The sequence below is a fragment of the Pseudomonas sp. FP453 genome, from assembly GCF_030687495.1.
Taxonomy (GTDB): Bacteria; Pseudomonadota; Gammaproteobacteria; order Pseudomonadales; family Pseudomonadaceae; genus Aquipseudomonas.
In genome coordinates this window covers 2,342,191-2,362,958 of the sequence record NZ_CP117435.1, presented here as the reverse complement: position 1 = coordinate 2,362,958, position 20,768 = coordinate 2,342,191, and the positions used below count along the sequence as shown (strand labels likewise).

The window sequence follows — 20,768 nt, the reverse complement described above, 5'->3', positions numbered from 1 at the left end:
GTGGGGGCAGGCTCAGTAGTAAATGACCTGCACCACCATCACCGCCTCGAACGCACCCACCTCGGGATCGCCCAGCGACACCACCGTCGCGCTGAACGGCACGTCGATATGGCTGACATCCGCCGCAAACGTCGCCAGCGGGAAGGGCTCGTTGATCGGCACCAACGCATTGTGGGCATCATGCACCTGGATGCCAAACTGGCTGTCGGCCGCCGGCAGGACCGTGTATTGGCCCTGCTGATTGGCCGTCACCAGGGTGGCGCCGATGTTGATCGCGCTGCTGCATTTTTTCTCCAACGCCAGGCTGAAGGGCTTGGTGGGGTTGACCGGTGACAACCCGGTGGCGGTTTTCTGGATCACGCCGAAGTCGACGATGCCGGGTTCCGGCGTCACGGTGACATCCACTGTGCAGGCCGTGCCGACAATGTTCTGCAAGCCACTGAGCTTGAAACGGAAGTTGTTGAACGGGTTGCCCATGCCGCCATTGAGGCCGTACTGGCCGTCAAACTGGAACACGTCATACGTATCCTGCGACGGGCGTTGCAACGGCAGCAGCCCGCGCTTGCGGATCACCACCTGGAACGCAATGTTCGGCGTGGCCAACGAGCACGGCAACATCTCCGCATTGTTGGTCGCGTCTGGGCAGCCACGGGACACAAACCCGGTGTTCACGCCCTGGGTCGGGTCGGAACTCCAATCACCATCCCATGCCGTCACCTGGCGGTACACCAGCCCGAACTCGATGCCCCAGGCCGTGGCATTGAGGCCCGCCGGGTTGCCGTAGAAATAGATCGGGTCGTCTTCGTTGTAGTGAATGTCCCGCAGTTTCCAGCAGTTGGCCGGCACCACGTGGGTCTTCGAACGCCAGATGATCGTGCCGTCGGGCACGGTGTCCGGCACCGACACCGGGCCGATGTATTCGCTGAGAAAATCGCCATCGGTCTGCGACTTGCACACCAGCGCCCACGATGCCGTGGAAAACCCCAGCATCAGCACGGCCATCCCCAACCTCAGCAGCGGCTTGAGGTTCACGGCGCCACAGCCTTGCATGCCTCGGCCGCGCAGTGGAACAAGGTGTCGGTCTGGCCGCCGAAATCATTCATGTTCGACACGCGCAACTCACTGAAGGTGAGGCTGCTCAACGGCAAGCGTGCGCCGCTGTGGGGGGCGATCATGATGGTCTCCACCGGCATTTTGTCCTGTTGCGGCCCGGCCAGCAGGCCGACCACGGTGATGTGGAACGGCGTCGGGTTGTCGATCAGCAGCTGCTTGCCGACGCTGTCGATTGTCAGGTTGAGGCCCTGGGCCAGGTCGGCCCCGCGTTCGCGCTTCACCGACGCCGGGCGGTAGAACAGCTTGATCTTCGATTGCAGGGCAATCTGCATCGCATTCACCGCTTCGCTCTTGGGCGGGATCTCGCGGATGTTGAGGTAGAACACCGACTCGCGGTCCTTGGGCAGCGAGGTCTCCGGCAGCTTGACGATGCGCAGCATGCTGCTTTCATTCGGTTCGATGCGCTGCAACGGCGGCAGCACCATAAACGGCGCGCTGATCTTTTTACCGTTGGCGTCCTCGATCCACGACTGCACCACAAACGGCAGTTGCAGGTTCTTGTTGCTCACGGTGACGCTGACCGAGGTCGCGCTTTCTTCAAAAATCACCCGGGTGCGGTCGGGTACCACGGCGGCATTCGCCACCAACGGCACACAGACCAGCGCCAGGCGGGCCAAACGGGTAAACATCATGCGAGACATCAGGGTGCTCCAATAGGGTTGAAAGTGGCGTCACAAACAGCGCACGGGCGTGGCGACGTTGGTGACGACGTCTTCGTCGGGTAATACCGCCAGCGCGCAGGTCTGGCTGTCATCCCAGCGCGCCACCAGTTCGGCGCCGGTCTTGGCGCCCAGCAAATAGGTGATGCCCGCCTCCCCGACGATGCCCACTTCCTTATGGTTGTGTTTGTCCTGGACCGAGGCGCCGAAAGGCACCGGCTGGCCGTTTTGCTGGATCAGCTCGACATAGGCGTTGTGGCCCTGGGCGGCGGCGAAACTGACGTAGCCGATAGCGCCCTCGGTCAGTGCCAGGCGCTGGATCGGGTTGGACACTTCGGTCTTCAGCGGCAGTTTTTCCAGGTTGACCCGCGCCTCATAGGCCTGGAACGACGGCAGGCCGTCCATCACCGTGTAGCCCCGGCTGTTGGTGCGCGCCTGGCCGGTGAAGGTCACGTCGGGCACGCCTTCGGTGGACACCAGCAAGCGCGTGTCGCCGTTCGAGCCGTTGCCGTGGGCGGTCACGCCATGACGGGTCAGCACCAGCGAGCTGTCGAGTTCGCCGGTGAACGAGCGGTAGGTGCTGCCATCGGTGGTCGCCGAGGCATTCGCGCGGTAGGTCGAGGCGCGCTGGCCGACGTAGGCGTTGACGTATTTGTTGTCGCCCACCCCGCCGTACACCTGGTAGTTCATGCCCTCGCCGTCATCGTGGCTGAAGCCGACACTGGCCGACGACGCCCCCGACGTGCTGCGTTGCAGGTTGGTCGACATCATCGAGCGGCCGCCCAGGGGAATGCTCACGCCGAGGTAGAGCTGCGAGTCACTGTTCTGCGCATTGCGCGTCTGGTAGGCCGACAGGTTGAGGTTGATATTCTTCACATTGCCCAGGGTGAAGCTGCGCGCCAGCGTCAGGCCGAAACGGTCCGAGGGCGCGGCGTCCCAATAGGTCGAGTGATCAAACGACAGGCTGGTCGACAACCACGAAAAACGCTTGGCGAGCATCACCGAGTAACGTTGCTTGCCCGAGTTCAAGCCATAGGATTCGGGGTCGCCGACAAACTGCGAAAAGTTGGTGAAGGTGCGGTCGGAAAAGCGATAGCCGAGAAAGCGCAGGTCGGTGCCAATGGCGTCGAAGTGCTTGGAATAGTTGATGCGGTAGGAGTTGCCCACCGCCGTCTCGCCGGTCCAGCGCAACTTGGCCCGCGAAGTGTTGACGTCGGCCGACACCGCGCCGAACACGCCAAGGTCGCGGCCGACGCCGACCGCATGGGACATGTAGTCCGTCGCGGTCAACACGCCGCCGTACGCCGTCCAGTCCCGCGACAAACCATAGGCCAATTCGCCGGCAACAAAGCCCGGCTCGGTGCCGCCGCGCCCGGTCAGCCGGGGCTGGCCCGCCGACAGCTTGTAGCGCAACTCGCCTTCGCGGGACAGGAATGGCACCGCCGCCGTGGTCACGGTGAAGGTCTGTTCGCTGCCGTCTTCTTCGCGCACCTTCACGTCCAGCGTGCCTTGCACACTGCTGTTGATGTCCTGCAGGCTGAACGCGCCCGGCGTCACGGTGGTCGAGTAGAGCACGCGGCCCTGTTGCGACACCGTCACCGTGGCGTTGGTGCGGGCCAGGCCGCTGATCAGCGGCGCGTAGCCGCGCAGGTTCGGCGGCAACATGCGGTCGTCACTGCTCAGGCTGGCGCCGCGCAGGGCGAAGGTGTCGAACACGTCGGAGTTGAGGTAGTCCTCGCCCACCGACAGTTTCGAACGGATCGACGGCAGCGCCCGGTAGGCATACAGGCGGTTCAACTGGAACGCCTTGGCGTTGACCTGGCCGCCTTCGTTGCCGCTGGTTTGCTGGGCTTGATAGTCGGCGCGCAGGCGCCACGCGTCGACGTTGACGCCGGCAGTGCCGTAACTTTGCAGCGTGGTGGAATCGCCGGCCGCCGCCGCGCCCGAGGTCTCGCGGCGGTTGGCGATCACCCGGTAATCGAGCAGCGCGCCATCCAGGCCTTCGCTCCAGGCGGCGGGCGGAATGTAGTTGGGGTCGTCATATTCGAATGACGCCTGGGGCAGGCTGATCAGCAGCCGGCCGAGGTTCTGCGCATAATTGACGCTGGCGTTGGCGATGCCACTGAGGTCAACGCATTGGCCCTCGGCAAGGCGTGGCAGTGCGCTGAACAGTTCGGGCTTGAGACCAAAGGTCGCGACCAGTTCTTCGGGCAGGCAGGCATAACTTTGCTGCGGCTGGCTGCCACTTTTAAATTCGATGGAACGGGTACCGAAATAACGTTGGTTGACTACAACATCCAATAAGTAACTGCCGGGCACGGTGTAATGCGCGTGGGTAAACTGGCCGAGGCTGACACCGTCGTTACCGTCGATATTCAAAAACTCTGTATTGAACTCCAACGCCTCGCTATTACGCGCGCAGCAGAGAAATACGCAAGACACCAGAAGTTTGCGGCAGCACACGGGAGTGACCCTTTTGGCAGTACTGTGACAGGTAATAAAAAAGGGGCTCGCGCCCCTTCTTTACAACAACGCATAAAGCACTATCAGTTGTAGGCAACGGTAAAGTTGGCAACGCTGTCTGCTTCACCGGTGGTCACCGATGCCGCGGTGGCTTCGTACATGGCGGCGAAGGTGACGGTGTTGTTGCCGTCTTGCAGCACGACTGGGGCAACTTGTTCAGTGCCGTTGTCGAGCATTTCACCGGCACTGGCTTGCAGGCGGATACCGACGTTCTGTGCCAGACCGGTGGTGGCGAACAGGCCTGGAACCACTGGGTCTTGCACGCCGCTGAAGGTGAAGCGCGCGTTTTTCTGGGTGGCGGTGTCGCACTCGGTCAGGATGATGTCGAACTTGGTCGGCGTCGAACGATCACCGATCGCACGGAACTGGTTCGATGGCACTTGGCCCAGGGACACGGTCTGGTCCAAAGAGTTGGCGTCAATCCCGCAAGCGCCGGAAACGATTTCCCCGATGAAACGCACGGTGCCCGGGTTACCGGTACCCGGCGTCGCGGCGTTGGCGAAGGAAGCAAGACCCATAACAACAGTAGCGGCAGTAACAGCGACAAGCTTTTTCATGAGTACAACTCTTAGGTAATTGATTAGTTGCCTTGAAGCTACTTGCGCTCAACTCAACGTTACCGACACTTAACAAGATCCCCCCCGAAGAACAGCTTTCATCCGTTAAAACAGTTCAAGTCTTTACTTGATTGTTTTTGCTGTTCAGTCAGTTCAAGTGCGGTCATCGGTGTTGCTGGTTGATACGTTCAAGTGCTTCTAGTGCGGGACAAATAATGGGCTGTACGCATAACTGCAAATGTAATCCCGTTCCGTCCGACGTGTAGGAATTTTCCTCACTGTATTGAACAGATCGCCTCCATCACCCGGTAGCCATCCACCGGTGCGGTCTTGCTGATGTCCAGTTCGAACGTGCAACTCTGCGCGGCCTTGTCGCCCCACTTCATGTTGAACACCTTGCTCTCGCCCACCGCCATCAACACCTGCCCGGCCTGCCCGACCACGCCGACGCTGATGCCTTTGGCGTCGAGTACCGAGGTACCGAACGGCGGCAAACCACCGTCCTGCAAGCGCACATTGAGCACGACTTTTTCCGAACGGCTGGCCGCAAACGTGGCCTTGACCACCGCGCCGCGACGCGGCACCACATTGGTCACGCCGTCCTCGATATCGATGTCGGTGTCCAGCTCGCCGGTGTCCAGCGCCACGCGGTTCTTGCGATAGGGCATGACGTACGGCACCAGGGCGTAGCCCTGCTTGTTGGTCAAGGTGCCGGGCGCGTTGAGCACGCCGACGTTGGGCGTGTCCTTGATTTCCACCAGGGCCACGGTCTCGCCAAGGGTCTGGCCGAACTCCACGCCATCGCCGTGGGCCAACACCGAGCCGGCGGCGCTCACCGAGGTCTGCCGGTAGCCGCTGCCGACGCTGACACCCGCGCCCAATTGGGCGAACGGCGCGCGGTAGCCGAGCAAGGCCGAGCCGTTATTGCCGGCGTTTTCCGAGCGGTTGGCGTTGACGTTATAGGTGACCTCGCCATCGCGCCCGCTCAGGCCGGCACGCTGGTCCAGGCTGCCGTCGGTGTTGCGGGTGACGGCGTAGGTGCCGGTGCTGCGGGTCTGGCCGAGGGGCATGGACACGGTCAACACCACCTGATTGCTCTGGCCGTAAGTGTCGGTGAGGGTTTTGCTCGCATACACGCCATAGGTCACGCCTTTGAACTGGGTGTTGAAACCGACCTGCATCTGCTTGTCCTGGCGCGACGAGCCCCAGTAGTTCTGCTGGCTCATGTTCAGGTAGAACGAGCCGTAGCGGTCCAGGGCCTGATTGACGCTGGCCTCGACCTTGCTGCGGCGGGACAGGTCGTAGTCGTCATCCGGCGCTTGCAGGCGCACGGCCTCGTCGAAGTCGCGATAGCCTTCGGTGGAGTAGCGATAACCGGCGAAGCGCACCGAGGTGCCGCTCTCGAACGCCTTGCCGTACCGCACGCTGACGCTGTGGCCCTTCTGGTTGCCCTGGGCCTGCGGCACATCGGTTTGCGCGCCGGTGACGTCCAGCGACACCGCGCCCAGGCTGCCGAGGCTTTTACCCATGCCCACCACGCCGGCGCGGTAGAAGTCGGCGCCGAGCAGGCCGCCATACAGGGTCAGGTCGAAAGGCAAGCCGTAGGCCAGCGACGCCTGGGCAAACGCCGGGCGCTGCCCGCCGTCCACCGCGTTGTATTCGCCGACGGTCATGCTGTAGCGCCAGGTTTTTTCCCGCAGCATATTGCCCAGGGTCGCGTAAGGCTGGGTGAAGCGCCGCTCGCGGCCGTCGGCCTCGGTGATGACGACCTCCAGGTCGCCGCTGCCCGACGCGGCGTTGAGGTCGTTGATCTCGAACGCGCCCGGTGCGACGTAGGTGGTGTACAGCGAATAGCCGTTCTGGCGCACCTCGACCTTGGCCTGGGTTTCCGCGATGCCGCGGATGATCGGCGCGTAGCCCTGCATCGAATCCGGCAACATGCCCATGTCCGAGGCCAGCTGCACGCCGCGAAACGGAACGCTGTCGAACACATCGCCCGGAGTGAAGCTTTCGCCGACGGTGAGCGTGCCCTTGAGAGCCGTCACGTCACGCTGCGCGTAGGTGTTGCTGCGCTGCCAATCGCGCCTGCCCTCTTCGTCCTGGAGAAACGACGTGCTGGTGCGAAAGCGCCAGTCGCCCAGGTTGAAACCACCGTTGGCGTACAGGTTGTACTGGCTGGTGCTGCCCCGTGCATCGGACTGGGTCTGCGATGCCGAGAACTGGTAGTTGAGCATGCTCGCATTGATCCCCCGGTCCCAGTCTTGCGGCGCGACATAACCGGCCGCGTCACGGCGCAAGGCGATCTGCGGTACGCTGATATCGAGGGCCAGGTAGTTCGCGTCAAAGCTCACCGACGCGCCGTCCACCAGGGTCGCCAGGTCCACGCAGTCCGGCAGGGTTTCACCTGGCACCTGGAACGCTTCGAGCTTCACCCCCAGCTCGGTCAGGAATGCCTCCGACAGGCACGCGCGTACTTCACCGCTTTGCTCATCCTTGATGAAGGTCATGTCGCGCCGATCAAAAAAGCTCTGGTTCAGGCGAATGAGCACCGGGTAGGTGCCGGGGCCGATGCTGCCGCTGTTGGCAATCGCGTCCAGATCCAGGTTCGGCCCGGTACCAGTGCCGCCAAATGACTGCATGAAGCTGGCGTCAAACTTCATCGGTTCATCGGCGTACGCCGCCGTGCCCAGCAACGCCGCCAGAATGGCAACGGACAGACGCAGCGGGGCAAAATGCACGGACGGGCCGTCAAGGTTCAGGGCATCGATTCGCATGACAATACTCAATACGCTGCCGCCACGTTGCAGGGGCAACGCGGGGGCTCGTTCGCGAGGAAAAGGGCTGGGGTGTCAGGGCGCGCTGTTCAGGGAGACTTTTGCAGGCTCGCTGTAACCGCCGTAGTCGTTGATCGCGGAGAACAGCACGTCACCGCTGCGGCCGCTGAAACCGGGCAACGCATAACGCTGGCTGCTCATCGGGGCGACCATCTTCGGTTCTTCGACCTCGACGGTCTGCGCGCCCGCGATCACCTTCACGCCAATGAAGGACACGTGAAACGCCGAAGGGTTGTTCACCACCAACACGCTTTTGCCCTGCTCCTGCGCGAGGCTCCAACGAAGTTGTGGCAGTGCCTCAAGCGGGTTGCCCTGGAGGCCGGCCGGGCGATAGAACAACTTGATGCGGGTGCGCATGGCGATCTTCAGGGTGTTCTCGCCCGCCTTGCCGGCTACCGGGATTTCCTGGGCGTTGAAATAAAACACCGACTCACGATCCTCGGGTAATGCACCGGGGACCTTCTGGATGCGCACCATCTGTTCTTTGCGCGGGTCCAGGCGAAACAGCGGCGGCGTGGCCACGAAGGGTGTGGCGGTGCTGTTGTCGTCGGCCTCGGTGTTGATCCAGGTCTGCACCGCGTAGGGTTGCGCCGTGGTGTTGCCGACGCTGATGGAGGCGTCGCGCTTGTTGCCGTCGAACACGATGCGCGTGCCGCCGAGCATCACACCGGCCTGGCTGGCAACGCTGAGCAGCGCGCTGCCCAGCAAGACGGCCAACACCGCTGTGGTTTTGAAAGGGGTCGCAGAACGTTTCATCTCGATCATCCTCTTGGCGCCCCAACCCGACAGGGTTGAGGCGTGGCACAAGGTTTACTGGTAGTCGACGGTGAACGCGGCCTTGGCGTTGGCCGGACCTGCGGTCGCGGCGCCGGTGGCGATGTAGTTGGCGGTGAAGCGCAGCGGTTGGGTCAGGTCCAGGTACGGCGAGGACTCCAGGCCCAGTTGCACGTCCTTGCCGGTGGCATCCTTGATCTGCACGGCAACGTTGGTGGCCACGCCGGCGTCAGGCGTCAGGCCGATCCACTGGCCGCTGGCACCGGCGTTGCCGCTGAGGGACAGGAACTTGACCACGGCTTTTTTGCCGGTGACGCTGCAACCCGGGGCCGTGGTGTCGATGGTCAGGGTGAAGGCACCGCCGCCGCCCACTTGGCCAGCCGAGGCCAGGGAGGTCGCGGGCACGCTGCCCAGGCCCACATCACCGGCACCGGCCGAACCGTTGAGGTCCGAAACCACCACCGGGCAGGTGTTGTCGGTGACGCTGCCGATGAAGTTGATTTCGCCGTCTGCCGCCATGGCAGCTTGCGATGCGCCTGCCAGTACCAGGGCCAGGGTCAAACCTTTGAGAGCAAACTTTTTCATGATCACATCCACAGAAATAGAGAAGTGTCTGTAAGCCATGTTCAGGCCTTCAGACGGATCGACGTGGCAACCCGGCTGCGGGGTAGCGCGTTTCGTCTGGGGTCATTATCGAAAGGCAAGAGGTAAGCATCTGTAGGAAACGTCGCTGTGCGCGTAGGACATTTCCTACGAATGCAGCGTGCCGTGCAGCCATGAACGCCAACGCCACACCCCTGGCAAACCGGGCTGTGGCGTTGGCGGTAAAGCGTGGAAACAACCCTGCTCACTCAGCGATAGGTCACCGAAAAACTCGCATAACCATTGGCCGAGCCTGGCTCGGGCGTCGGCCCGTCGCCGGTCTGGATATAGCGGGCCTTGAGCGGCACCGAGGTGGTGCCGCTGACGATGCGGTTGAGGCGCACCGGTTGCCCCAGGTTCATTGGCCTGTCGTCGGCGCTGAGTACCTGGATGGCCACGCCCTGGGCGGTGGAGTCGCTCGACAGGCTGAGGATGCCGTTGGCCGCATCGATGATGTTGGAGGTCTTGTTGCCATCGATCTGAATGTTGGCGAAGTTGCCATTGAAAAACCCGCCGGCGTTGTTCGGGTAGTTGCTGCCCGCCGTACACGAGTTGAGGGTGATGGCGAACGACGTGGCCGGCGTGGTGGAGTGCTTGCCGTTGAACACGCGCTTTTCCCAGGTGCCCATCGGCACGTCGATCTGGTTGCCGGGCGCGGCGGGCATCGAACAGCCGGCCACGGTGACGGTGGCCCTGAAGGTCAGGTCGAACATCGCGCCCATGTTCGAGGAGCCGCTGGCGACCAGTTGGTTGATGCTGTGGGTGCCGGCGGCAATGTCACCGGTCTTGACCAGGGCGAAGCGAAACATCGCCGAGGGCATGCTCGCCCAGGTGCCGGAGTTGTAGGTCAGGTTGACCGGGATAAAGCGGCTGGGGTTGTCGGCCGGGCCACGCCAGGCGGCGGCAAAGCCGGTCATGTAGATGGCCAGGCCGATGCCCGGCACGTCGGTCTGCAACAACGAGCCGGCCGGGACACTGAGCGTATCCACGCGGATATCCGGCGCGCGCGGGCCGATCAGCGTGGTGTTGTAGAACGCCGAAATGCCGCACTGCAGGGTGTCGCCAAAGTTGATCGCACGGATCGGCGAAGGGTTGTTCAAGGTGGTGCCCACGGGCACATCGCGCGGGGCGAACACCGTGCCCATGTTGAACGCCAGCGGCTTGACCGTGGTGCTGCCCGAGGTCCAACGGCAATCGGCCAGCGCCGGTGCCGCCGCCAGCAACAGCGCCGATGCACCCAGCGCCCTGGCAAGTCTTGATCTGAGATTCATGCTTGAAGTCCTCGTAGAAGCGCCGTAGTCGACTCAGCGATAGGTCACTGAAAAGCTCGCATAGCCGTTGGCAGAGCCCGGCATCGGCGTCGCGCCGTCGGCCGTCTGGATGTAGCGTGCCTTGAGCGGCACCGTGGTGGTGCCGTTGACGATACGGCTGAGGCGTACCGGTCGGCCGAGGTTCATCGGCGAGTCGTCGGCGTTCAACACCTGGATGGCCACGCCTTGTGCGGTGGAATCGCTCGACAGGCTGAGAATGCCGTTGGCCGCATCGAGGATGCTGGAGGTCTTGTTGCCGTCGATCTGGATGTTGGCGTAGTTGCCGGTAAAGGCGCCGCCGGGGTTGTTGGGGTAGTTGCTGCCGGCAATGCAGGCATTGAGGGTGATGGCGAATGCTTGCGCCGGCGTGGTGGAGTGCTTGCCGTTGAACACGCGCTTTTCCCAGGTGCCCATGGGTACGTCGATCTGGTTGCCGGGCGCGGCTGGCATCGAACAGCCGGCCACGGTGATGGTGGCGGCAAAGGTCAGGTCGAACATGGGGCCCATATCCGACGTGCCGGAGGCGACCACCTGGTTGACGCTGTGGCTGCCGGGGGCAATCTCGCCGGTCTTGACCAAGGCGTAGCGAAACTGGAGGTTGGGCATCGTCACCGGCGTGGGGTTGTCGTAGGTGAGCGTGACCGGGATAAACCGGTTGGGGTTGTCTGCCGGCGCATTCCACTGCGGCGAAAAACCGGTCATGTAGATGGCCAGGCCCACCCCGGGCACGTTGGTCTGCAACAACGCATTGCCGGGGATCGTCATGTAGTCCACCGGTGTACTGACCGCCAGCGGGCCGATCAACGTGGCGGTGTAGAACGACGGTGCGCTGCACCTGAGGGTGTCACCGAAGTTGATGACCTGGGCCGGTACCGGGTGATTGTTCAACGTACTGCCTGCGGGGATGTCGCGCGGTGCGAAGAAGGTGCCGGCGTTGAACATCAGCGGCTTGACCGCGTTGTTGCCCGAGGCCCAGCTGCAATCGGCCATCGCCGGTGCCGCCGCGAGCAACAAAGCGCAGGCAAGTGAGGGTCTGAAAATCATGATTGAAGCCCTGGTAAAAGCGACTGCAGGCAGGAGTGGCCGTCAGCCTGGCAGATGAGCGGAGTCGGGCACGAAGACCGGATGAGGGGTGATTATCGGGAATCGACATCACCTTACCCGTAGCTCATTTCCCACCAGCTTGTAGGAAATTTCCTCAGCTAGATCACCGCCTGCTGGTACTCCCGTGGCGTACAACCAAACTCCCGGCGAAACACCGTGTGCAGGTACTGCGCCGATTTGAAACCACAGGCCTGGGCAATGTCGGCAATCGCCTGGTCGCGGCTTTCCAGGCCCTTGGCCGCAGCGGCGAGTTTGAAGCGCAGGATCTCGTCATGCACGCTGCAGCCGCGCACCTGGCGAAAGTGCGACTCCAGGGACGAGCGCGAGATACCCACGTACGCCGCCACTTGGGCGGTCTTGATCCCCTGGCAGGCGTACTGGCGGATAAACAACAGTGCCTGCATCACATAGGGGTCGCCCAAGGGTTGGTGCAGGCTGGAGGCTTGCACGTTGATCGCATCCGGCGGCACCAGGATCTGCTCCCCCGCGCACGGCTTGCCGTGCAGCATCTGGTGCAACAGCGCGGCGGCGGTGCGGCCCATGGTCTCGGTGCCCTGGATCACCGAACTTAGCGGCACCCGCGTGAGGGTGCGGGTCAGCGGGTCGTTGTCGATGCCGATCAACGCCACCTCTTCCGGCACCGCAATGCCGGCAGTGAGGCAGGCCTGCAAGAGCTGCCGGGCGCGGGCGTCGGTGACGGCGATGATGCCGATGGGTTTGGGCAGGCTGTGCAGCCAGGCAATCTGTTGCTCGACGGCGCTGTCCCACAGCGGCGCGCTGGTGCCCAGGCCGCGATAGACCTCGACGTGCAGACCATCGCGTTGCAGCAGGCGGCGAAAGGCTTTCTCACGCTCCTGGGCCCAGCGGTTGGCCTGGGCTTCGGGCAGGCTGAAACAGGCGAAGCGCGTGAGCCCGGCTTCGATCAGGTGCTCATAGGCCAGCTTCATCAGGGCATGGTTATCGGTGGCCACATAGGGAATGCCCTGCGGATAGGCCCGCGCATCTGCGTAGGAACCGCCCACCGCCACCACCGGCACCTTGATCCCGGCCAGCGCCTCGCCGATCAGCGGGTCATCGAAGTCGGCAATGATGCCGTCGCCCTGCCAGCGCTCGATGCCTTTGAGGCGGCACAGGAAGTCTTCTTCGAGGAACAAGTCCCAGGACGCGCGGGTGCTGCTCAGGTAATTGCCGATGCCGGCGATGATGCCGCGGTCGTAGATCTTGCTGCCGTTGAACAACAAGGCAATGCGGTGCACGGGCGGTAGGGTTTTCATTGTTTTTATCCTCGGGCCGGTCGCCACAGCCTAGCCCCCGCCACGCAAAATCGCACCACCCGTTGGTGATTTTCATAATCGCCAGGGCCAACGCCGTTGCTAGTATCGAGCCACCGCCAAGAACAATAAGGAAAACGCCATGCCGTACTTCCCCGGTGTCGAGAAGGTCCGCTTCGAAGGCCCCAGCAGCGACAGTCCCCTCGCCTTTCGCCATTACGACGCGAACAAGCTGATCCTCGGCAAACCCATGCGCGAACACCTGCGCATGGCCGCCTGTTATTGGCACACCTTTGTCTGGCCGGGAGCGGACATGTTTGGCGTCGGCACCTTCAAGCGTCCGTGGCAGCGCAGCGGCGACCCGATGGAACTGGCCATCGGCAAGGCCGAGGCGGCGTTTGAGTTTTTCTCCAAGCTGGGCATCGACTACTACAGCTTCCACGACACCGATGTGGCCCCCGAAGGCAGCTCGCTGAAGGAGTACCGCAACCACTTTGCGCAGATGGTCGACCACCTCGAACGCCATCAGGAACAGACCGGCATCCAGCTGCTGTGGGGCACCGCCAACTGCTTCAGCAACCCGCGCTTTGCCGCCGGCGCCGCCAGCAACCCGGACCCGCAAGTGTTCGCCGTGGCCGCCGCCCAGGTGTACAGCGCGATGAATGCGACGCTGCGGCTCAAGGGCGCCAACTATGTGTTGTGGGGCGGCCGTGAAGGCTACGAAACCCTGCTCAACACCGACCTCAAGCGCGAGCGCGAACAACTCGGGCGCTTTATGCGCATGGTGGTGGAGCACAAGCACAAGATCGGTTTCAAGGGCGACCTGCTGATCGAGCCCAAGCCCCAGGAGCCGACCAAGCACCAATACGATTACGACAGCGCCACGGTGTTCGGCTTCCTGCACGAGTACGGGCTGGAGCAGGAGATCAAGGTGAATATCGAGGCCAACCATGCGACGTTGGCCGGGCACAGTTTTCACCATGAGATCGCCACGGCGGTGTCCCTGGGGATCTTCGGCAGCATCGACGCCAACCGTGGCGACCCGCAGAACGGCTGGGACACCGACCAGTTCCCCAACAGCGTTGAAGAGATGACCCTGGCCACCTATGAAATCCTCAAGGCTGGCGGGTTCAAGAATGGCGGCTATAACTTTGATTCCAAGGTGCGCCGCCAGAGCCTGGACGAGGTGGACCTGTTCCACGGGCATGTGGCGGCCATGGATGTCCTGGCGCTGGCCCTGGAACGCGCGGCGGCGATGGTGCAGAACGATCGCTTGCAGCAGTTCAAGGACCAGCGGTATGCCGGTTGGCAGCAGCCGTTGGGCCAGGCGGTGTTGGCCGGTGAGTTCAGCCTGGAATCGCTGGCCTTGCATGCGTTTGCCCAGGAGTTGAACCCGCAGGCGGTGAGTGGCCGCCAGGAGATGCTTGAAGGGATCGTCAATCGGTTTATCTATCGCTGACCGTGTTTGTTTTGAGTCTTCCAACAACAATAAAAGGACACACAAACCATGAAACGCACACTTATCGCCACTGCCCTGGCCCTGCTCGCCCTGCCGGTGATGGCCGACCCGGCGCACCCGAAGATCGGCTTCTCCATCGATGACCTGCGCCTGGAACGCTGGTCCCGCGACCGCGATTACTTTGTCGCCGCCGCCGAAAAACTCGACGCCAAGGTCTTCGTGCAATCGGCCGATGCCAACGAGCAAAAGCAGATCTCGCAGATCGAAAACCTCATCTCCCGTGGCGTCGATGTAATCGTCATCGTGCCGTTCAACGCCACCGTACTCACCAACGCCGTCGCCGAAGCGAAGAAGGCCGGGATCAAGGTGGTGTCCTATGACCGCCTGATCCTCAATGCCGACATCGACGCCTATATTTCCTTCGATAACGAAAAAGTCGGCGAGATGCAGGCCAGCGGCGTGTTGCAAGCGGCGCCCAAGGGCAACTACTTCCTGCTCGGCGGCGCGCCCACCGACAACAACGCCAAGGTGCTGCGCGAAGGCCAGATGAAGGTGCTGCAACCGGCCATCGACAAGGGCGATATCAAGGTGGTCGGCCAGCAATGGGTCAAGGAGTGGAACCCCACCGAAGCCCTGAGCATTGTCGAGAATGCCCTGACCCGTAACGACAACAAGATCGACGCCATCGTCGCCTCCAACGACGCCACCGCCGGCGGCGCGATCCAGGCCCTGGCCGCGCAGAAACTGGCGGGCAAGGTGCCGATCTCCGGCCAGGACGCCGACCTCGCCGCGATCAAGCGCGTGATCGACGGCACCCAGACCATGACCGTCTACAAGCCGCTCAAGCTGATCGCCAGCGAAGCGGCCAAGCTTTCGGTGCAACTGGCGCGCAGTGAGAAACCGGCCTACAGCTCGCAATACGATAACGGCAGCAAGAAAGTCGACACCATCCTGCTCACCCCCACCCCACTGACCAAGGCCAATATCGACCTGCTGGAAAAGGACGGGTTCTACACCAAAGAGCAGATCGCCGGGCAATGACCGCCATGGCCGACTACCTGCTGCAAATGAAGGGCATCGTCAAAACCTTTGGCGGTGTCAACGCCCTCAACGGCATCGACCTCAAGGTGCGGCCGGGGGAATGCATCGGCCTGTGCGGCGAGAACGGCGCCGGCAAATCCACCCTGATGAAGGTGCTGTCGGCGGTCTATCCCCACGGCACCTGGGACGGCGAAATCCTCTGGGACGGGCAACCGCTCAGAGCGCAGTCCATCAGCGAAACCGAGGCGGCGGGCATTGTGATCATCCACCAGGAACTGACCCTGGTGCCCGACCTCTCGGTGGCCGAAAACATCTTCATGGGCCACGAACTGACCCTGCCGGGTGGGCGCATGAACTACCCGGCGATGTTCCACCGCGCCGAAGCCCTGATGCGCGAGCTCAAGGTGCCGGACATGAACGTGGCACTGCCGGTGTCGCAGTACGGCGGCGGTTACCAGCAGCTGGTGGAAATCGCCAAGGCCCTCAACAAACAGGCGCGCCTGTTGATCCTCGACGAGCCCTCCTCGGCCCTGACCCGCTCGGAGATCGAAGTGCTGCTGGACATCATCCGCAGCCTCAAGGCCAAGGGTGTGGCCTGCGTGTACATCTCCCACAAGCTCGATGAAGTGGCGGCGGTGTGCGACACCAGCGCGGTGATCCGCGACGGCAAGCACATCGCGACCACGGCCATGGCCGACATGGACATTGCGCAGATCATCACGCAGATGGTCGGCCGCGAGATGAGCAACCTCTACCCCACCGAGCCGCACGACATCGGCGAGGTGATTTTCGAGGCGCGCCACGTCACCTGCTATGACGTCGACAACCCCAGGCGCAAGCGTGTCGACGACATTTCCTTTGCCCTCAAGCGCGGCGAAATCCTCGGCATCGCCGGGTTGGTGGGCGCCGGGCGCACGGAACTGGTGTCGGCGCTGTTCGGCGCCTACCCCGGGCGCTACAGCGCCGAGGTGTGGCTGGACGGCGCGGTGATCGACACGCGCACGCCGCTCAAGGCGATCCGCGCCGGGCTGTGCATGGTGCCCGAAGACCGCAAGCGCCAAGGCATCATCCCCGACCTCGGCGTGGGCCAGAACATCACCCTGGCGGTGCTCGACACCTACGCCCACCTGACGCGCATCGACGCCGAAGCCGAACTGGGCAGCATCGACCAGCAGATCGCGCGCATGCACCTAAAGACCTCCAGCCCGTTCTTGCCCATCACCAGCCTGTCCGGTGGCAACCAGCAAAAGGCCGTGCTGGCGAAAATGCTGATGGCCAAGCCCCGGGTGCTGATCCTCGACGAACCCACCCGCGGCGTGGACGTGGGCGCCAAGTATGAGATCTACAAGCTGATGGGCGCGCTGGCGGCCGCTGGTGTGGCGATCATCATGGTCTCGTCGGAACTGGCGGAAGTGCTGGGGGTGTCTGACCGTGTGCTGGTGATCGGCGAGGGCCAGTTGCGCGGCGACTTCATCAACGCCGGGCTCACCCAGGAACAGGTGCTCGCCGCTGCGCTCAGCCACAACAATAATAATGATCGGAAGACCGCGTAGATGAATCAGGTCAAACAACTGTTCAGCCGCTACAAAATGCTCGCCCTGGTGATTGCCGTGGCGGTGATCTGGGTGTTTTTCAGCTGGCAGACCGAGGGCGGGTTCCTCACGCCGCGCAACCTGTCCAACCTGCTGCGGCAGATGTCGATCACCGGGATTCTGGCGTGCGGCATGGTGCTGGTGATCATCAGCGGCGAGATCGACTTGTCGGTGGGCTCGCTGCTCGGGTTGCTCGGCGGGTTGGCGGCGATCCTGGACGTGGTGTATCACGTGCCGTTGCTGGCCAACCTGAGTCTGGTGGCGCTGTGCGGGCTGATGATTGGCCTGGCCAATGGGTATATGACGGCCTATCTGCGCATCCCGTCGTTTATCGTCGGCTTGGGCGGGATGCTGGCGTTTCGCGGGATTTTGCTGGGGATCACGGGCGGCACCACTATTGCGCCGGTGTCGCCGTCGCTGGTGTATATGGGCCAGGGGTATCTGCCGCATTCGGTGGGCATTGGGCTCGGGGTCTTGTTGTTTGCGCTGACGGTGTTTCTGACCTGGAAACAGCGGCGCAATCGCGCCTTGCATGGCTTGGCGGCACACGCGCTGGCGCGGGATCTGCTGCGCGTCGCGGTGATTGGCGCCGTGCTCGCCGGGTTCGTCACCACCCTTAACAGCTACGACGGCATTCCCGTGCCGGTGCTGCTGTTATTGGTGCTGCTGGGCGTGTTCAGCTACGTCACCAGCCAGACCGTGTTCGGCCGCCGCGTGTATGCGGTGGGCAGCAATATGGAAGCCACGCGCCTGTCGGGAATCAACGTGCAGGCGGTGAAGTTGTGGATCTTCGGCATCATGGGCGTGATGTGCGCGCTGGCTGGGCTGGTCAACACGGCGCGCCTGGCGGCGGGTTCGCCGTCGGCGGGCAACATGGGCGAACTGGACGCCATCGCCGCGTGTTTTATCGGTGGTACCTCGATGCGCGGCGGCTCGGGCACCGTGTATGGCGCGCTGCTCGGGGCGTTGGTGATTACCAGCCTGGACAACGGCATGTCGATGCTGGACGTGGACAGCTACTGGCAAATGATCGTCAAGGGCAGCATTCTGGTGTTGGCGGTGTGGGTGGATGTGAGTACGCGCACCGGTAGACGCTGAGAGCTTTATTGTCCCAATAACACCGCCCCGTCGCCCTCCTGCCCCAACCGATCCCCCGGATTGCGCAGCGGGCAGTCGGCCAGGGACAGGCACCCGCAGCCGATGCACCCATCGAGCTGGTCGCGCAGTTGGGTGAGGCTGTTGATTCGCTCATTCAACAGGTCGCGCCAACGCGTAGAGAGCTGCGTCCAGTCCTTGGCCGTCAGCGGTCGCCCCTGCGGCAGTTCCTCCAGTGCCGCCTTGATGGTGGCCAATGGAATCCCCGCGCGCTGCGCCACCTTGATCACCGCAATGCGGCGCAGCACGTCACGGTGGTAGCGCCGCTGATTGCCTGGGCTGCGTTGGCCGTGGATCAAACCCTTGGCTTCGTAGAAATGCACCGTCGCCACGGTCACCCCGCTACGCCGCGCCACTTCGCCGACCCCGAGGGGGATGTGCACATCGATTTTCGCTGCCATCGGCGCCTTGACCTCATCTATACATGAGGTCTTATAAAGAGTGTCGGCTTGTCCTGGCAAGCCTTCATTCCTTTGACATGGAGTCTCCATGAACACAGCGCAAACCTCTCCTTCCAACTGGGCGGCCTTGCTGTCCGGTGCAAACGGCGTACGCTCACTGGCCCTGGCAGGCGGCGTGGTGCTGCATGCGATCAACGTCTACATCGCCACCACGATTCTGCCGTCAGTGGTGCAGGACATCGGCGGCATCGACTATTACGCCTGGAACACCACGCTGTTTGTCGCCGCCTCGATCCTCGGTTCGGCGTTGTCTGCGCGCTTGCTGGGGCGCCTGGGGCCGCGCGGGGCGTACCTGGTTGCCAGCCTGGTATTCGCCGGCGGAGCATTGGCCTGTGCGTTTGCGCCGTCCATGCCGGTGATGCTGGTCGGACGGCTGGTACAGGGCCTGGGCGGTGGGTTCTTGTTCGCGCTGTCCTACGCGATGATTCGCCTGGTATTCGATGAACGCTTGTGGCCACGGGCAATGGCGTTGGTCTCGGGGATGTGGGGTGTCGCAACGCTGGTCGGGCCCGCAGTGGGCGGCGTGTTTGCCGAACTGGGCCTCTGGCGGGCGGCGTTCTGGGCCTTGATCCCAGTGGCCGGGTTGTTCGCCGTGCTGGCCGCCGCAGTCCTGCCTGGGCGCAGCACAGACCGCGTTGCGCCCACACCGTTGCCGATCACGCAGTTGGGGTGGCTGACGGCGGCGGTGCTGGCGGTGTCGGCCGGCAGTGTCTCGTCCACCCTGCTCCTGAACCTTTTGGGGCTCGCAGCGGCCGCCCTGTTCACTGGGCTGCTGATCCTCACGGAAAGCCGCGCCCGCCATCGACTGTTGCCCGCCGGAGCCTTTCGGCTGGCCACTGCGCTTGGCGCGCTGTACGCCACGATGGCGTTGTTGGCCGTCGCAGTCACCAGTGGCGAAATTTTTGTACCGCTGTTCCTGCAAGTCCTGCACCACCAGTCGCCACTGCTGGCCGGTTATCTTGCCGCACTGATGGCGGCCGGCTGGACGCTGGGGTCAATCGCCAGCGCCGGCATAACGGGCGCGAATGTTCGCCGGGCGATCCTGGCCGGACCGTTCCTGGGTGTGCTGGGCATGCTGGCGCTGGCGCTGCTGATGCCTGGCGAAAGCCATGGCGATGCGCAGACGCTTGTGCCGATCTGCGTGGCCCTTGTCCTGATCGGCCTGGGGGTAGGCCTGGCATGGCCACACTTGTTGACCCGGGTGTTCCAAGTGGCACCCGCCGGCGAACAGGACCTGGCCTCTGCGTCGATTACCACGGTGCAACTGTTCGCCACCGCGTTCGGCGCAGCACTGGCGGGCATGGTCGCGAACATCGCGGGCCTCACTGAACCCGGCGGAATCGAAGGCACGGCAAGCGCGGCGGTGTGGTTGTTTGGGATATTTGCGCTGGCACCGGTGGTGGGTGTGCTGATTGCCAGGCGGGTGGTTCAACGGGTCGGTTAGTGGCTGCTGATCTGCTTTGACCTGGGCTTCGAAGACGCCCTGCTCTACATTGCCTGGAACTCGATTAAAAAAGGTGGGAGCGGGCTTGCTCGCGAATGCGGTGGATCAGTGAATATATCTTTGACTGACACACCGCATTCGCGAGCAAGCCCGCTCCCACATTTTGACCGTGCTCCCATGGGGTTACTGGCGTTTTGTCATGGTTTGTAAAGGGCCAGCAAGTCGTGTCGCTTTAAATTGCAGGACGTTTCCGAGACAATCCCCGCCGCCTTGTGCCTGCTGGAATCGGTGGCTAGTCTGCGGTCCGTCACTGCTCATTCAGTGATCGGGTTTAGTCGCCCGGAATGACACAAGGCGCATGGTCACATGAAGTTTTATGGTGGCTGTGCGCAGGGCACCTTCGGGTGCGCCGGATTTCCTTGTGGCCGGTCGACTAACCTGCGTACAGCCGCCACCCTTCGTTTAGTCGCGACAGGTGTCGGCTCCCAATCACACAAGGAGTTACACCATGAACAAAGCCCTACCCGACCCACCTATCGACCCGGCAAAAGACCGCGCCGCCTTCAACCGCGCCATCGACCATTACCTGCCAGCCCAAGGCTTCCACTCGGTCAACGAAGACCTGAGTTTCGAAGACGCCCTGCTCTACACCGCCAGTTTGCTGGACAGTGCTTCGGCGACGGCGCTGGATTGTGGTGAACAACTGGAGAGCCCCGAACGGGCGAAGATTCTGGCGGTGTGGCACCTGCTGGAGATTGCCCGCACCACGGTGGACCGCTCCATCAACTGCCTGAAACTCGTTTAAAAATGTGGGAGCTGGCTTGCCTGC

17 protein-coding genes are annotated in these 20,768 nt (G+C 63.0%); 6 read left to right on the top strand and 11 right to left on the bottom strand.

The window, feature by feature from the left end; all coding sequences use genetic code 11:
• Positions 1-12: 12 nt before the first annotated feature.
• The 10 genes from PSH87_RS10860 to PSH87_RS10815 all read right to left on the bottom strand — a co-directional run bounded on the left by PSH87_RS10860 (position 13) and on the right by PSH87_RS10815 (position 12,790).
• A complete protein-coding gene (locus tag PSH87_RS10860) occupies positions 13-1,032 on the bottom strand; it encodes a fimbrial protein (protein WP_305433555.1) in 1,020 nt (339 codons plus the stop codon).
• Complete coding sequence (locus PSH87_RS10855; protein WP_305433553.1) at positions 1,029-1,754, bottom strand: molecular chaperone; 726 nt, start codon at positions 1,752-1,754, stop codon at positions 1,029-1,031. Before PSH87_RS10855 ends, PSH87_RS10860 begins: the two co-directional genes overlap by 4 nt.
• 30 nt (positions 1,755-1,784) lie before the next feature.
• Positions 1,785-4,172: a fimbria/pilus outer membrane usher protein gene (locus PSH87_RS10850; RefSeq protein ID WP_305433551.1), complete on the bottom strand. Its 2,388-nt coding sequence runs from the start codon at positions 4,170-4,172 to the stop codon at positions 1,785-1,787.
• Positions 4,173-4,318: 146 nt separating this feature from the next.
• Complete coding sequence (locus PSH87_RS10845; protein ID WP_026137152.1) at positions 4,319-4,852, bottom strand: fimbrial protein; 534 nt, start codon at positions 4,850-4,852, stop codon at positions 4,319-4,321.
• 275 nt (positions 4,853-5,127) lie between these two features.
• Positions 5,128-7,626: a fimbria/pilus outer membrane usher protein gene (locus PSH87_RS10840; RefSeq protein ID WP_305433549.1), complete on the bottom strand. Its 2,499-nt coding sequence runs from the start codon at positions 7,624-7,626 to the stop codon at positions 5,128-5,130.
• 75 nt (positions 7,627-7,701) lie between these two features.
• Positions 7,702-8,442, bottom strand: a complete 741-nt coding sequence (locus tag PSH87_RS10835) for a molecular chaperone (protein ID WP_305433547.1) — start codon at positions 8,440-8,442, stop codon at positions 7,702-7,704.
• Between the two features lie 54 nt (positions 8,443-8,496).
• Positions 8,497-9,045 carry a fimbrial protein gene (locus PSH87_RS10830; protein ID WP_017739488.1) on the bottom strand — a complete coding sequence of 183 codons (549 nt, stop codon included), beginning with the start codon at positions 9,043-9,045 and terminating at the stop codon, positions 8,497-8,499.
• A 266-nt stretch (positions 9,046-9,311) separates the two neighbouring features.
• Positions 9,312-10,373: a fimbrial protein gene (locus PSH87_RS10825; protein WP_305433545.1), complete on the bottom strand. Its 1,062-nt coding sequence runs from the start codon at positions 10,371-10,373 to the stop codon at positions 9,312-9,314.
• A 33-nt stretch (positions 10,374-10,406) separates the two neighbouring features.
• Complete coding sequence (locus tag PSH87_RS10820; RefSeq protein WP_305433543.1) at positions 10,407-11,456, bottom strand: fimbrial protein; 1,050 nt, start codon at positions 11,454-11,456, stop codon at positions 10,407-10,409.
• A 158-nt stretch (positions 11,457-11,614) separates the two neighbouring features.
• Positions 11,615-12,790: a XylR family transcriptional regulator gene (locus PSH87_RS10815; protein ID WP_017739485.1), complete on the bottom strand. Its 1,176-nt coding sequence runs from the start codon at positions 12,788-12,790 to the stop codon at positions 11,615-11,617.
• A 139-nt stretch (positions 12,791-12,929) separates the two neighbouring features.
• Between PSH87_RS10815 and xylA the strand changes: the two genes are divergently transcribed.
• The 4 genes from xylA to PSH87_RS10795 are packed head-to-tail and all read left to right on the top strand — an operon-like array spanning position 12,930 to position 17,977.
• Positions 12,930-14,246 (top strand): xylose isomerase, encoded by a 1,317-nt coding sequence (xylA, locus tag PSH87_RS10810; protein WP_305433541.1) that lies wholly within the window; start codon positions 12,930-12,932, stop codon positions 14,244-14,246.
• Between the two features lie 48 nt (positions 14,247-14,294).
• Positions 14,295-15,287 carry a D-xylose ABC transporter substrate-binding protein gene (gene xylF, locus PSH87_RS10805; protein ID WP_305433540.1) on the top strand — a complete coding sequence of 331 codons (993 nt, stop codon included), beginning with the start codon at positions 14,295-14,297 and terminating at the stop codon, positions 15,285-15,287.
• Positions 15,284-16,840, top strand: a complete 1,557-nt coding sequence (gene xylG / locus PSH87_RS10800; RefSeq protein ID WP_305433539.1) for a D-xylose ABC transporter ATP-binding protein — start codon at positions 15,284-15,286, stop codon at positions 16,838-16,840. Before xylF ends, xylG begins: the two co-directional genes overlap by 4 nt.
• Positions 16,841-17,977 (top strand): sugar ABC transporter permease, encoded by a 1,137-nt coding sequence (locus tag PSH87_RS10795; RefSeq protein ID WP_305433537.1) that lies wholly within the window; start codon positions 16,841-16,843, stop codon positions 17,975-17,977. It begins immediately after the preceding gene.
• Between the two features lie 5 nt (positions 17,978-17,982).
• On the opposite strand, the gene soxR is transcribed toward PSH87_RS10795, so the two are convergent.
• On the bottom strand, positions 17,983-18,435 hold the full coding sequence (gene soxR / locus PSH87_RS10790) for a redox-sensitive transcriptional activator SoxR (protein WP_305433535.1): 453 nt from the start codon (positions 18,433-18,435) through the stop codon (positions 17,983-17,985).
• A gap of 88 nt (positions 18,436-18,523) precedes the next feature.
• On the opposite strand from soxR, the gene PSH87_RS10785 reads away from it, so the two are divergent.
• Together PSH87_RS10785 and PSH87_RS10780 are read left to right on the top strand one after the other, a co-directional pair.
• Positions 18,524-19,939: an MFS transporter gene (locus PSH87_RS10785; RefSeq protein WP_305433533.1), complete on the top strand. Its 1,416-nt coding sequence runs from the start codon at positions 18,524-18,526 to the stop codon at positions 19,937-19,939.
• 508 nt (positions 19,940-20,447) lie between these two features.
• Positions 20,448-20,744 (top strand): hypothetical protein, encoded by a 297-nt coding sequence (locus tag PSH87_RS10780; protein WP_226456003.1) that lies wholly within the window; start codon positions 20,448-20,450, stop codon positions 20,742-20,744.
• Positions 20,745-20,768: the final 24 nt, after the last annotated feature.

What these genes read in the sequence shown, in the direction of transcription:
- PSH87_RS10855 (WP_305433553.1), bottom strand. Translation starts at nt 1,754, where the DNA reads ATGTCTCGCATGATGTTTACCCGTTTGGCCCGCCTGGCGCTGGTCTGT.
- PSH87_RS10845 (WP_026137152.1), bottom strand. Translation starts at nt 4,852, where the DNA reads ATGAAAAAGCTTGTCGCTGTTACTGCCGCTACTGTTGTTATGGGTCTT.
- PSH87_RS10840 (WP_305433549.1), bottom strand. Translation starts at nt 7,626, where the DNA reads ATGCGAATCGATGCCCTGAACCTTGACGGCCCGTCCGTGCATTTTGCC.
- PSH87_RS10835 (WP_305433547.1), bottom strand. Translation starts at nt 8,442, where the DNA reads ATGAAACGTTCTGCGACCCCTTTCAAAACCACAGCGGTGTTGGCCGTC.
- PSH87_RS10830 (WP_017739488.1), bottom strand. Translation starts at nt 9,045, where the DNA reads ATGAAAAAGTTTGCTCTCAAAGGTTTGACCCTGGCCCTGGTACTGGCA.
- PSH87_RS10825 (WP_305433545.1), bottom strand. Translation starts at nt 10,373, where the DNA reads ATGAATCTCAGATCAAGACTTGCCAGGGCGCTGGGTGCATCGGCGCTG.
- PSH87_RS10820 (WP_305433543.1), bottom strand. Translation starts at nt 11,456, where the DNA reads ATGATTTTCAGACCCTCACTTGCCTGCGCTTTGTTGCTCGCGGCGGCA.
- PSH87_RS10815 (WP_017739485.1), bottom strand. Translation starts at nt 12,790, where the DNA reads ATGAAAACCCTACCGCCCGTGCACCGCATTGCCTTGTTGTTCAACGGC.
- xylA (WP_305433541.1), top strand. Translation starts at nt 12,930, where the DNA reads ATGCCGTACTTCCCCGGTGTCGAGAAGGTCCGCTTCGAAGGCCCCAGC.
- xylF (WP_305433540.1), top strand. Translation starts at nt 14,295, where the DNA reads ATGAAACGCACACTTATCGCCACTGCCCTGGCCCTGCTCGCCCTGCCG.
- xylG (WP_305433539.1), top strand. Translation starts at nt 15,284, where the DNA reads ATGACCGCCATGGCCGACTACCTGCTGCAAATGAAGGGCATCGTCAAA.
- PSH87_RS10795 (WP_305433537.1), top strand. Translation starts at nt 16,841, where the DNA reads ATGAATCAGGTCAAACAACTGTTCAGCCGCTACAAAATGCTCGCCCTG.
- soxR (WP_305433535.1), bottom strand. Translation starts at nt 18,435, where the DNA reads ATGGCAGCGAAAATCGATGTGCACATCCCCCTCGGGGTCGGCGAAGTG.
- PSH87_RS10785 (WP_305433533.1), top strand. Translation starts at nt 18,524, where the DNA reads ATGAACACAGCGCAAACCTCTCCTTCCAACTGGGCGGCCTTGCTGTCC.
- PSH87_RS10780 (WP_226456003.1), top strand. Translation starts at nt 20,448, where the DNA reads ATGAACAAAGCCCTACCCGACCCACCTATCGACCCGGCAAAAGACCGC.